The organism is Pseudomonas sp. LM13 (assembly GCF_041381355.1).
GTDB lineage: Bacteria > Pseudomonadota > Gammaproteobacteria > Pseudomonadales > Pseudomonadaceae > Stutzerimonas > Stutzerimonas frequens.
In genome coordinates this window covers 393,690-406,043 of the sequence record NZ_JACBXH010000001.1, presented here as the reverse complement: position 1 = coordinate 406,043, position 12,354 = coordinate 393,690, and the positions used below count along the sequence as shown (strand labels likewise).

7 protein-coding genes are annotated in these 12,354 nt (G+C 63.0%); 3 read left to right on the top strand and 4 right to left on the bottom strand.

The genetic code is table 11. The features are described 5' to 3' along the window. Positions 1 to 8 precede the first annotated feature (8 nt). Entirely contained in the window at positions 9 to 1,298 is a 1,290-nt protein-coding gene (locus tag HZR81_RS01860; protein ID WP_253749168.1) for a GGDEF domain-containing protein, read from the top strand. Positions 1,299 to 1,436: 138 nt separating this feature from the next. Next, positions 1,437 to 3,215, top strand: a complete 1,779-nt coding sequence (locus tag HZR81_RS01855; protein ID WP_102838821.1) for an acyl-CoA dehydrogenase C-terminal domain-containing protein — start codon at positions 1,437 to 1,439, stop codon at positions 3,213 to 3,215. A gap of 422 nt (positions 3,216 to 3,637) precedes the next feature. Here the strand turns inward: HZR81_RS01855 and msrA are convergent, their stop codons facing one another. Beyond that, the gene (gene msrA, locus HZR81_RS01850) at positions 3,638 to 4,285 is read right to left on the bottom strand and encodes a peptide-methionine (S)-S-oxide reductase MsrA (protein WP_063540787.1); all 648 of its coding nucleotides are present in this window, start codon (positions 4,283 to 4,285) and stop codon (positions 3,638 to 3,640) included. Positions 4,286 to 4,370: 85 nt separating this feature from the next. Further along, complete coding sequence (locus HZR81_RS01845) at positions 4,371 to 7,043, bottom strand: sensor domain-containing protein (protein ID WP_458992196.1); 2,673 nt, start codon at positions 7,041 to 7,043, stop codon at positions 4,371 to 4,373. A 150-nt stretch (positions 7,044 to 7,193) separates the two neighbouring features. On the opposite strand from HZR81_RS01845, the gene HZR81_RS01840 reads away from it, so the two are divergent. After that, entirely contained in the window at positions 7,194 to 7,682 is a 489-nt protein-coding gene (locus HZR81_RS01840) for a hypothetical protein (RefSeq protein WP_102838819.1), read from the top strand. Between the two features lie 111 nt (positions 7,683 to 7,793). On the opposite strand, the gene aceF is transcribed toward HZR81_RS01840, so the two are convergent. Together aceF and aceE are read right to left on the bottom strand one after the other, a co-directional pair. Beyond that, positions 7,794 to 9,458, bottom strand: a complete 1,665-nt coding sequence (gene aceF, locus HZR81_RS01835) for a dihydrolipoyllysine-residue acetyltransferase (RefSeq protein ID WP_500127168.1) — start codon at positions 9,456 to 9,458, stop codon at positions 7,794 to 7,796. A gap of 11 nt (positions 9,459 to 9,469) precedes the next feature. Further along, positions 9,470 to 12,118 (bottom strand): pyruvate dehydrogenase (acetyl-transferring), homodimeric type, encoded by a 2,649-nt coding sequence (gene aceE, locus HZR81_RS01830; RefSeq protein ID WP_063540924.1) that lies wholly within the window; start codon positions 12,116 to 12,118, stop codon positions 9,470 to 9,472. Between the last annotated feature and the right edge of the window lie 236 nt (positions 12,119 to 12,354).

Below are 12,354 nucleotides of genomic sequence, written 5' to 3'. Positions count from 1 at the left end.
GAATCCTCGTGTCGCGCTCCTATTCGCCTCGCTTCGGCCATTTCCTCGCACCGCTGGCATTGCTGCTAGGCGGTGAGGTGGTCGCACGCCAGGTCGTGCTGAACGAGTTCTTCACTTCGCTGTACAACGTGCTGCCGACGGTACTGTTGCTGCTCGGTGGGGCGCTGTGCGCGATGTACGGCCGCATTCGCGAGCTGTTCCTGCTGCTGTGCGTCTATATCGTCTATTTCCTGCTCGACACTCACGCTGACTATTACCGGGCCCATGGCAGATTGCTGGACGACGCGGCGCTGACGTTCCATCTGTGCAGTCTGTTGCTACCGCTTTTATATGGCTTGTATGGCCTGTGGCGAGAGCGCAGCCACCTGGCACAGGATGGTCTGGCCCGGGCGGCGGTGCTGTTTGCCCTGGGCGTCGTTGCGGTCGCGTTGGCGAAGCGATTTCCGGAGGCGCTGCACGCCTGGCTGGTGGTGATCCGCTGGCCATCGCTGCAGGCCGATTGGCTGCCGCTCATCCAGCTGGCCTATCCCGCTTTCATCGTTGCGCTGGCGTTGCTGGTGGTGCAGTACCTGCGGCAGCCCAGGCCTTCACATGCGGCGCAGATCGTCGCGCTGATCGCCTTGCTGCTGATGCTGCCCCAGACGTTCAGTCGCATCGCCGCACTGAATATCCTCAGCAGCCACGTGCTGCTCATGCTGGTCGTGGCCATCGCTCACGAAGCCTATCTCATGGCCTTTCGCGACGAGCTGACCGGTCTGCCGGGGCGGCGTGCGCTGAACGAGCGACTGCAGCGCCTCGGCCGGCAGTACGTGCTGGCCATGGCGGACGTGGATCATTTCAAGCGTTTCAACGATACCCATGGCCATGATGTCGGCGACCAGGTCCTGAAAATGGTGGCCAGCCGCCTACGCAAGGTCGGTGGTGGCGGGCGCGCCTATCGCTACGGTGGCGAGGAGTTCACTCTGGTGTTTCCGGGGCGTAGCGTCGAGCAGTGTCTGCCGCACCTGGAGGCTGTCCGCCAAGCGATTGAGGGGTATGCCCTGCAACTGCGTGACGCCAGCAAGCGGCCCAAGGATGACCGCCAGGGACGTATGGCGCGTGGTCATTCATCGACAGCGCAGGTGTCGGTGACCATCAGTATCGGGGTGGCCGAGCGGCAGGGCGACCAACGCAGCCCGGAGGAAGTCATCAAGGCTGCCGATCAGGCGCTGTATGGCGCCAAGAAGGCCGGACGCAATTGCGTTCGGGTGCATGGCAGCGGGCGCGGCGCAGTGCGTATGGCCGGCCATTCGCGTTAGGGCTGTAGCGGTTCGCTTATGACCGCACAAAACTATCTGGTCATAAAAAGACGCTTAATCCTGTCCTGGTTGTTCGGTTAGACTCGCTGGAAACGGCCCACAGTGGCTGCAACCCAGTGTCTTGCGAGGAACCTTGCCATGGCTGACTACCAAGCGCCGCTGCGCGACATGCGTTTTGTCCTGAATGAAGTCTTCGATGCGCCGAAGCTCTGGCAGGCGCTGCCAGCCCTGGCCGAGGTGGTCGACGCGGAAACCGCCGACGCGATCCTCGAAGAGGCCGGCAAGATCACCGCCAACAGCATCGCCCCGCTCAATCGCAGTGGTGACGAAGAGGGTTGCCGCTGGGACGGCGGTGCGGTGTCGACACCGGCCGGCTATCGCGAGGCCTATCAGCTGTACGCTGAAGGTGGCTGGGTGGGTGTCGGTGGTGACCCGGCATTCGGTGGCATGGGCATGCCCAAGGTCATCTCGGCGCAGGTGGAGGAGATGATGAACTCCGCCAGCCTGGCGTTCGGTCTGTATCCGATGCTGACGTCCGGCGCCTGCTTGTCGATCTACGCCCATGCCAGCGAAGAGCTGAAGCAGAAGTACCTGCCGAACATGTACGCCGGCGTCTGGTCCGGTTCCATGTGCCTGACCGAACCGCATGCCGGTACCGACCTCGGCATCATCCGCACCAAGGCCGAGCCGCAGGCCGATGGCTCCTACAAGGTCAGCGGCACCAAGATCTTCATCACGGGCGGCGAGCACGACCTGACCGACAACATCATCCATCTGGTACTGGCCAAGCTGCCGGATGCGCCGGCCGGTTCGCGCGGCATCTCCCTGTTCCTGGTGCCGAAGGTTCTGGTCAATGACGACGGCTCGCTCGGCGAGCGCAACTCGCTGTCCTGTGGATCGATCGAACACAAGATGGGTATCCAGGCGTCCGCGACGTGCGTGATGAACTTCGACGGCGCCACTGGCTGGATGGTCGGCGAACCCAACAAGGGTCTGGCGGCGATGTTCACCATGATGAACTACGAGCGTCTGGGCGTCGGTATCCAGGGCTTGGCCACTGGCGAGCGTTCCTACCAGAGCGCCATCGAATACGCTCGCGAGCGCATCCAGAGCCGTGCCCCGACCGGCCCGGTGGCGCAGGACAAGGCCGCCGATCCCATCATCGTGCATCCCGATGTGCGGCGCATGCTGCTGACCATGAAGGCCCTGAACGAAGGTGGGCGTGCGTTTTCCAGCTACGTCGCGCTGCAGCTCGATATCGCCAAGTTCAGCGACGACGAAGCGGCACGGCAGCGGGCCGAGGCGCAGGTTGCGCTGCTGACGCCGGTGGCCAAGGCCTTCCTCACCGACATGGGATTGGAAACCACTGTGCACGGTCAGCAGGTGTTCGGCGGCCACGGCTTCATTCGCGAATGGGGCCAGGAGCAACTGGTGCGCGACTGCCGTATTACCCAGATCTACGAAGGCACCAACGGCATCCAGGCGCTGGACCTGGTCGGACGCAAGATTGTCGGCAGCGGCGGCACCATGTATCAGGCGTTCGTCGATGAGATCCGCGCGTTCGTCGCCAGTGCCGGTGCGGATCTGCGCGAGTTCACCGAGCCCCTCAAGGCTGCGCTGGACAACCTGGACGAGCTGACCGCCTGGGTGATCGATCAGGCCAAGACCAATCCGAACGAGATCGGCGCCGCTTCGGTCGAGTACCTGCACGTGTTCGGCTACACCGCGTACGCCTACATGTGGGCGCGGATGGCGGCGGTTGCACTGGCCAAGCAGGGCGAGGGCGATTTCTATCAGAGCAAGCTGGGCACGGCGCGCTTCTACTTCGCCCGGCTGTTGCCACGCATCCACTCGCTGACTGCCTCGGTCAAAGCAGGAAGCGATTCGCTGTACCTGCTCGAAGCGGCACAATTCTGAGTGGAGAGGCTTAATCTAAGGGCAATTTGAAATTATTTGGCCATGACGTGGAACGATTAAGCCGCCCCTTCTGTCATAAAACTCGCGCCATGTAAGCCTGGACTTACAGGATTGCGTCAAGGATGACGCGATGTAGGAAAAGGCTTACAGGGCGTGATGCAAAATGGCTACTACTGGCTCACGAGGCCCGGCGGTACTCTACTGCATAGGGACGTTGCGCAAGGAAAGCGCGGATCAACAACACGGACCAACAAGGAGCGGTGCCAGGACGGCACGCGATCATGGATGTCAGGATTCAGTCTGCAGAGCCCCGCTTCGGCGGGGTTTTTCTTTTCCGCGCCGCCGTGGCTTAGCCATGGTGCTATGGGCAAAGCGCGCGAGCCCTCTTTTGGGGTGAGGCTTAACCTGCCCCTTCGGCGCTTTCAGCCGGGCAGGCACACGCCTGTTCCACCCAGCCCGCAATAACCCCCCGGATTCTTGGCCAGATATTGCTGGTGGTATGCCTCTGCATAGAAAAAAGCTGGAGCGTCGGCAATTTCCGTGGTGATCGCGGGATAGCCGGCAGCGCTGAGGCCACGCTGGAATCGCTCGCAACTGGCCTCCGCTGCACCCCGCTGACGCTCGTCCATGCAAAAGATCGCGGATCGGTACTGGCTGCCGACATCGTTGCCCTGACGCATCCCCTGGGTGGGGTTGTGCGATTCCCAGAAGACCCGCAGCAGTGTTTCGTAATCGATGATCTGTGGATCGAAAACTACCAGCACGGCTTCGGTATGGCCGGTCAGGCCGGAACAGACTTCTTCGTAAGTCGGATTGGGCGTCGGGCCGCCAGCGTAACCGACAGCCGTCGTCCAGACGCCAGGCAGTTCCCAGAATCTCCGCTCCGCCCCCCAGAAACAGCCCATCGCGAAAACGGCCTGCTCGAGGCCTTGGGGAAAGGGCGGTTGCAGCGGGTGCCCGTTGACATAGTGTGCAGCGGGAACCGGCATCGGTGTCGAACGGCCAGGCAACGCCTGCTCGGCCGTCGGCAATGTCTGTTTGTTGAGCAGAATCTGCGAACGTAGGGACATGCGGGCCTCGGTCAGAGCGTGAGCTGGACTTGTAGGCTACAAAAGGCCGGGCGGCAGCGAAAGCGTCGCGCGTCGCCTGGCATGCTCAGGCATTGTGGGGATAACGCTGCAGCGCCTCGTGCAGCGAGCTGCTGGAGATCGGTCTGTCGAACAGGTAGCCCTGGCCGATGTCGCAGCGATGCTGGCGCAGGAACCTTAGCTGTTCGGCGGTTTCGATGCCTTCGGCGACGACTTTCAGATTCAGCTTGCGTGCCATGGCGATCACTGCCGAAGTGATCTCGACGTCATCCTGGTTGCCCGGGATGTCCTTGATGAAGCTTCGGTCGATCTTGATGACGTCGATGGGAAACTTCTTCAGGTAGCTGAGCGAGGAATACCCTGTGCCGAAATCATCCATCGCCAGGGTGAGCCCCAGCGCCTTCAGGCCGAGCAGCTGCTGGCGGGTTTCCTCGGTGGCATCGAGCAGCAGGCTCTCGGTCAGTTCCAGTTCCAGCTGAGCAGGTGGCAGTTGCTCTTCGAGCAGTATTGTCGCGATCGAACCGAGCAGGTCGGGATCGGAGAACTGCTTGGGTGACAGGTTGATCGCCACCTGAGGGGCGCCAAACCCCAGTGCCGACAGCCGGACACCCATGCGGCACGCTTCGCGCGCCACCCATTTGCCAATGGGGATAATCAGGCCGGTTTCTTCCGCAACGCTGATGAACTGATCCGGGCTGATCATGCCCTTTTCCGGATGGTTCCAGCGCAGTAGTGCCTCCAGGCCCTGCAGTCGACCGCTGCGCAGGCAGAGCTTGGGTTGATAGAACACCTCCAGCTCGTTCTGTATGAGCGCGCGGCGCAGGTTGTTCTCGACGAACAGTTTGTAGTTGGCCTCGGCGTGCAGCGCCTCGGTAAACACCTGTACCTGATTCTTGCCGTTGGCCTTGGCTTTGTGCAGTGCCTGCCCGGCATGCTTCATCAGCGTCTCGGGATCGCGGCCATGCTCGGGCGAACAGGCGAGACCGAGCGAGCCACTGACGCTGATCAGCTGTTTGTCGACGAACAGTGGCTTGTCGAGGATGTGCAAGACCTGGTCGGCAAGGCGAATTCCCTCCTCGAGCTCCATTTCATCGAACATCAGGGCGAACTCGTTGCTGGCGAAACGCGCCAGTACGCTCTGCTGGCTCAATCCGTTGCGCAGGCGGCGGGCGAGGCTGGCGAGCAACTTGTCGCCGGTCTGGTGGCCAAGGCTGTCGTTGATCCGCTTGAAGTTGTCGATATCGACGAGCAGGAGGCAGAGCCGCGGCTCGGCGCCGGCTGCGAAGCGTTCTTCGAGGCTGCGGATGAAATAGGGTCGATTGCCGAGGCTGGTGAGATTGTCGGTGTAGGCCAGGCGCTCGATGTGCTGGTGCGCCAGCTTGCTACGGGTGATGTCTTCGTAGATGCCAATGTAGTGGGTGAGAATGCCGTCCTCGTTGAAGACCTTGGAGATCGACAGCTGGCCCCAGTATGGCTCGAGGTTCTTGCGTCGCGAGCGGAACTCGCCCTGCCAGCTGTTGCTGTGCGCCAGTGCCGATGACGTGGCGAACAGCAGCTCGCTGAGATTTTCCAGCGCTTTGAGGTCTGCCAGACGCTGACCGCGAACCTCGGACTCGGTGAACTGGCTGATGGTCGTGAAGGCCGGATTGACGTACTCCACCCGTCCTTCGCGGTCGACCAGAATGAACGCGCTGGCACTCTGCTCGACGGCGCGCTGGAACAGGCCGAGCATATGGGTGGCACTGAGTCGCTGCTGGTTGGCCAGTACCTGGGCGTACTGATCGGCCAGCTCGCCGGCGAACGCAATCTCGTCGGCTTGCCAGGTTCGCGGATTGCCATCGTGTTGCAGGCTCAGCACGCCAACCACCTCGCCGCCGACTCGGATGCTGGCGTCGAGTATCGACTGGGTACCCAGGGGCGCGTAGAGCTGTCCGCCGAGTTCGCTGGTTCGATGATCCTGCAGCACGTCCCGTGCATCCACTGCTCGACCGCTCTGCAACGCCTGCAAGTAGCGGGGAAAAGGCGCCAGCTCGAGCGGCGCGAGGGTTTCATAGCTATCGCTGATGCGTGCGTAGCAGGCGATCGGCTCCAGGCGCGTTCCGCTCAGATGCCAGATCGCGGCACGGTTGAGCTCGTAGACTTCGCAGGCCGCCTGGGTGATCAGCTGTGCCGCTTCGAGTTGTGGGTTGGCCGAGCCGTAGCGGTGCCTGGCCAGCCGGACGATGAGGCTCTGCTGGGTGCGTGAGCGCAGCATGTGCTCGACATGCTCGTCCTGGGTCTGCTCATGCTCCTGCAGTGCCATGCGCAAGCGGGCGTTCTGCGTTCTCAGGTCATGATCCGACTCGGGGTGTCGGCCGGCCAACAGGTATCCCCTAAGTAGCTCGCGACCGTATTGCTGGCAAACTTCGCCGAGCTCGGTGATATCCAGGACTCCGTCAGGCGTGTGCAGCCGGTAGCCGACCTGATAGTGATTGCGCCCGGCCAGCTGCTGCTGGATGTCTTCGTGCAGCTGGTGGCGAGCGCTGGGTTCCATGAGACTGGCATAGGGCGAGTCGACCAGCGAGCAGAGGTCACCGGCGCTGACTCCGAATGCACGTTCGCAGGTCGGATCGAGAAACAGCAGTGTCCAGCTCGGCTCGTTCAAACGCTCGAAGCGCAGCATGCCGAGCCGTGATGGCACTGGCAACTGCGTCACAACCTCGGTCGCCAGTCGGCTGGCGGCATCGGTATGTATTTTCATCGAGCGGCTGGCTTCCAGTATGCTCCACGGAGTTGGGCTGGCCTGGGCTCCAGGTGCCGTTCCAGCGAAGGACGATGGCTAAATAATATTAATTCCGGGCAAGGGTGCATCATGCGACAGGGACTGACAAGTCGGCTTGCGAAGTTAGTGATGGTCTCGCTTTTCTGTACCTTCGGGATACCCCTTCAGGCTGCTGAACCGGTGGAGTTCGCATCTGATGAATCGGCCAACTATCTGGCCGAACTGCGCCGGCTGTATCTGACCGGCAGCGACCGTCAGGCCTTGCTGGCACACAGCAACGGGCTGCTCGGCACCTACGCCTTGCGTGCCGGTTTCCAGATCGGTCAGCCCAACCCCCAGGATGTGCTCTACGAGCTGAGCGTGGCGACGCCCGGCGAGCTCCGCATCCGCGAAGAGGTGCGTGGCAGTAACGGCGGCGTAGCGGTACGCAACCGCAGCCTTTCGGTATTCGGGCTCGACCCCTATCTCCAGTACCAATGTCCGGCGCAGGGCTTCAGTTGCGCGATCAACAGTCCGGCCGATGGTTTGCCGCTGGTGGTGATCCAGCGTGACCCGGCGGGTGCTGAGGAGCTTGCCAAGGCGCTGTCCTATCTGATCCGAAACCTGCAGAAGGGGTGAACCCGACGCTGCAGATTGTTCGTCCGTCGGGCTGAGTCGTAGACGGCTCCGGTAAAGAAAAACGCCGCATCCTCGAAGAGAATGCGGCGTTTTTTTCTTCAGCCCGAGCGGTTACAGCAGCAGCGTGCGGATGTCCTCCAGCAGTTCGGACAGGCGCTTGGTGAAGCGCGCCGCCGCGGCGCCGTTGATCACTCGGTGATCGTAGGACAGCGACAGCGGCAGCATCAGGCGCGGCTGGAAGGCCTTGCCGTCCCATACCGGCTGCATGGTGGCCTTGCTGACACCGAGAATCGCCACCTCAGGCGCGTTGACGATCGGCGTGAAGCCGGTGCCGCCGATGTGGCCGAGACTGGAGATGGTGAAGCAGGCGCCCTGCATGGCGTCCGGCGAGAGCTTCTTGTTGCGTGCCTTGTCCGCCAGTTCGGCAGCTTCGCCAGCCAATTGCAGCAGGCTCTTCTTGTCCACGTCGCGGATGACCGGCACCATCAGGCCGTCCGGCGTGTCCACGGCGAAGCCGATGTGCACGTACTTCTTGCGGATCAGCGCCTTGCCGCTCGGGGCCAGCGAACTGTTGAAGTCCGGCAGCTCCTTGAGCAGGTGCGCGCAGGCCTTGAGCAGCAGCGGCAGCACGGTGAGCTTGACGCCAGCCTTCTCGGCCACCGCCTTCTGCGCCACGCGGAAGGCCTCCAGCTCGGTAATGTCGGCCGACTCGAACTGGGTCACGTGCGGCACGTTCAGCCAGCTGCGATGCAGGTTGGCGGCGCCGATCTGCATCAGTCGCGACATCGCGACTTCCTCGACCTCGCCGAACTTGCTGAAGTCCACCGCCGGGATCGGCGGAATGCCGGCTCCACCGGCCGCGGCCGCGGTCGGTTCGGCCTTACCCTGCTGCAGCATGGTCTTCACATACTGCTGCACGTCTTCCTTGAGGATGCGTCCCTTCGGACCGCTGCCGGCGACCGCGCTCAGCTCGACGCCGAACTCGCGGGCCAGCTGGCGCACGGCCGGGCCGGCATGCACCTTGGCGCCGTCGCGGCTCGGTGCGCCGACCGCCTGTGGAGCTTCGCTCTGCGCGGTTGGCGCCGGCTTGCGGTCGGCTTGTTCCGGGCTTGCGGCCTTGGCCGGTTCGGCGGGACTCGGTGCTGGCGTCGACTCGGCCTGCTTGGCCGGTGCCGCGCCCTGGACCTTTAGGGTCAGGATCAGATCACCGGTGCCGACCTCGTCGTTCAGCTTGATCGCCAGGCTCTCTACCACGCCGGCCACCGGAGACGGAATCTCCATGCTGGCTTTGTCCGATTCCAGGGTGATCAGCGACTGCTCGGCCTGTACCGAGTCACCCGCCTTGACCATGATCTCGATGACGTTGGCCTTGCCGGCCGAGCCGATGTCCGGCACGCGGATCTCCTGGCTCTGTTCGGCGCCTGCGGCGGCCGGTGCTTCGCTGGCCGCAGGGGCTTCAGTGGCTTCGGCTTCATCGGGCGCCTGGCTCGGTTGCGCGGGCTCCGCGGCAGGCGCCGCGGGTGCTTCGGCAGCGGCTTCGCCACCTTCGCTTTCCAGCTCCAGCAGTTCGTCGCCTTCCTTCAGGCGGTCGCCCAGCTTGACCTTCAGCGCCTTGATGACGCCCGCCTTGGGTGCTGGAATCTCCATGCTGGCCTTGTCCGACTCCAGCGTCAGCAGGCTCTGTTCGGCTTCGATGCGGTCGCCGACCTTGACGAACAGCTCGATCACTTCACCTTCGCCGCTGCCGATGTCGGGTACGCGAATCAGTTCACTCATGGCTTCGCTCCTCAGCAGTCCAGCGGGTTGGGTTTGTCGGTATCGATACCGAACTTGACGATGGCCTCGGCCAGCACCTTGGCTTCCATCTCCCCACGTGCGACCAGCTGCTCCAGCGCGGCCAGCACGACCCAGTTGCGATCCACTTCGAAGTGATGACGCAGCTTCTTGCGGCTATCGCTGCGGCCGAAACCATCGGTGCCCAGCACGCGGTATTCGCGGCTCGGTACCCACTGGCGGATCTGGTCGGCGAACAGCTTCATGTAGTCGGTGGAGGCCACTACCGGGCCCTTGCGGCCGGCCAGGCACTGTTCGACGTAGGACTGCTGTGGCTTCTCGTGCGGGTGCAGGAGATTCCAGCGATCCACCGCCAGGCCGTCGCGGCGCAGTTCGTTGAAGCTCGGCACGCTCCAGACGTCGGCGGCGACACCGTAGTCTTCGCGGAGGATCTTCGCCGCCTCGCGCACTTCGCGCAGGATGGTGCCGGAACCAAGCAGCTGGACGTGATGCGCGGCGTCCATCTTGTCTTCTTCGAGCAGGTACATGCCCTTGATGATGCCTTCTTCCACGCCCTCCGGCATCGCCGGCTGCTGGTAGGCTTCGTTCATCACGGTGATGTAGTAGAAGATGTTCTGCTGCTCTTCGGTCATCTGGCGGATGCCTTCACGGATGATCACCGCCAGCTCGTAGCCATAGGTGGGGTCATAGGTGCGGCAGTTGGGGATGGTTGCGGCGAGGATATGGCTGTGGCCGTCCTCATGCTGCAGGCCTTCGCCATTGAGCGTGGTACGTCCGGCGGTGCCGCCGATGAGGAAACCGCGTGCACGGCTGTCGCCAGCCGCCCAGGCCAGGTCGCCGATGCGCTGGAAGCCGAACATCGAATAGAACACGTAGAACGGCAGCATCGGCTGGTTGTGATTGCTGTAGGCAGTCGCCGCGGCAATCCAGCTGGACATGGCGCCGGCCTCGTTGATGCCTTCCTCGAGGATCTGACCCTTCTTGTCCTCGCGGTAGAACATCACCTGGTCCTTGTCTACCGGCTGATACAGCTGGCCGACCGAGGAGTAGATGCCGAGCTGGCGGAACATGCCTTCCATACCGAAGGTACGCGCCTCGTCCGGAATGATCGGCACGATGCGCGAGCCCAGATCCTTGTCCTTGACCAGCTGTGCCAGTACGCGGACGAAGGCCATGGTGGTGGAGATCTCGCGATCGCCGGAGCCGTCGAGGATGGCCTTGAGGGTGTCCAGCGGCGGCGTCGGGATGCTGAAGCTCTTGGTGCGGCGCTGCGGCACGAAGCCACCGAGGGCCTCGCGCTTCTGGCGCAGGTACTTGGCCTCGGCGCTGTCCTCCTCGGGTTTGTAGAACGGCAGCTTCTCCAGGTCCTCGTCGCGGATCGGGATGTTGAAGCTGTCGCGGAAGCGCTTGAGGCTCTCGACGTCGACCTTCTTGACGTTATGCGCGATGTTCTGCGCCTGGCCGGAGCCGGTGCCGTAACCCTTGATGGTTTTGGCCAGGATCACGGTGGGCTGGCCCTTGTGGTTCACCGCCTGGTGATAGGCCGCATAAACCTTGTACGGGTCATGGCCGCCGCGGTTGAGCTTCCAGATTTCCTCGTCGGAGAGGTCCTCGACCATCTTCAGCAGCTCGGGGCGTGCGCCGAAGAAGTGCTTGCGCACGAAGGCGCCGTCGTTGGCCTTGTAGTTCTGGTAGTCGCCGTCGACCACCTCGTCCATGCGCGCCTGCAGCAGGCCGGCATCGTCCTTGGCGAACAGCGGGTCCCACAGGCGGCCCCAGATGACCTTGTTGACGTTCCAGTTGGCGCCGCGGAAGTTGCCTTCCAGCTCCTGGATGATCTTGCCGTTGCCGCGCACCGGGCCGTCCAGGCGCTGCAGGTTGCAGTTGATGACGAAGATCAGGTTGTCCAGCTTCTCGCGGCCGGCCAGGGAAATGGCGCCGAGGGATTCCGGCTCGTCGCACTCGCCGTCGCCGAGGAAGCACCAGACCTTCTGCTTGCCGGCCGGGATGAAACCGCGGTCTTCCAGGTACTTCATGAAGCGGGCCTGGTAGATCGCCTGGATTGGGCCGAGGCCCATGGAGACGGTGGGGAACTGCCAGAAGTCCGGCATCAGCCAGGGGTGCGGATAGGAGGACAGGCCGTTGCCGTCCACTTCGCGGCGGAAGTTGTTCAGCTGCTCTTCGCTGATGCGGCCTTCGAGGAAGGCGCGGGCGTAGACGCCGGGCGAGGCGTGGCCCTGGAAGTAGATCAGGTCGCCACCGTGCTCTTCGGTCGGTGCCTGGAAGAAGTAGTTGAAGCCGATGTCGTACAGCGTCGCGCTGGAGGCGAAGGTGGAGATGTGACCGCCGAGGTCCGGGTCCGCCAGGTTGGTGCGCATGACCATGGCCAGCGCATTCCAGCGTACCAGCGAGCGAATGCGGCGTTCCATGAACAGGTCGCCGGGCATGCGTGCTTCGTGGGTGACGGGAATGGTGTTGCGATACGGCGTGGTGATGGCGTAGGGCAGCTGGGTGCCGCTGCGTGTGGCCAGTTCGCCCATCCGGGTCATCAGGTAGTGAGCGCGTTCTTCACCCTCGCGGTCGAGGACGGACTCGAGGGCGTCCAGCCATTCCTGGGTTTCGACGGGATCGAGATCTTGCATGGCTTGCTCCATGGCGGAAAGGCTTCCAGAATCGGTCGCCTGTTCGCTACCGGCTTTGTGGGCCGGTGCGTGTAATGTTCTTGGACGAGTGCCGGGGGTAGGGCCGGGCGTCTGTAGTTTTACTACAAAAATGCGCCGGGATCAGCCCCCTGAAATACTCTTTAGTAGTAAAACTACAGATCAGCGGCACTGGCATTTCCCTGCAATAGGTACTTGCGAGGCTCTGAATCGCGCGG

Bases quoted from the DNA above. Each gene is read 5' to 3' on its own strand.
- HZR81_RS01855 (WP_102838821.1), top strand. From the start codon at position 1,437: ATGGCTGACTACCAAGCGCCGCTGCGCGACATGCGTTTTGTCCTGAAT.
- msrA (WP_063540787.1), bottom strand. From the start codon at position 4,285: ATGTCCCTACGTTCGCAGATTCTGCTCAACAAACAGACATTGCCGACG.
- HZR81_RS01845 (WP_458992196.1), bottom strand. From the start codon at position 7,043: ATGAAAATACATACCGATGCCGCCAGCCGACTGGCGACCGAGGTTGTG.
- HZR81_RS01840 (WP_102838819.1), top strand. From the start codon at position 7,194: ATGGTCTCGCTTTTCTGTACCTTCGGGATACCCCTTCAGGCTGCTGAA.
- aceF (WP_500127168.1), bottom strand. From the start codon at position 9,458: ATGAGTGAACTGATTCGCGTACCCGACATCGGCAGCGGCGAAGGTGAA.
- aceE (WP_063540924.1), bottom strand. From the start codon at position 12,118: ATGCAAGATCTCGATCCCGTCGAAACCCAGGAATGGCTGGACGCCCTC.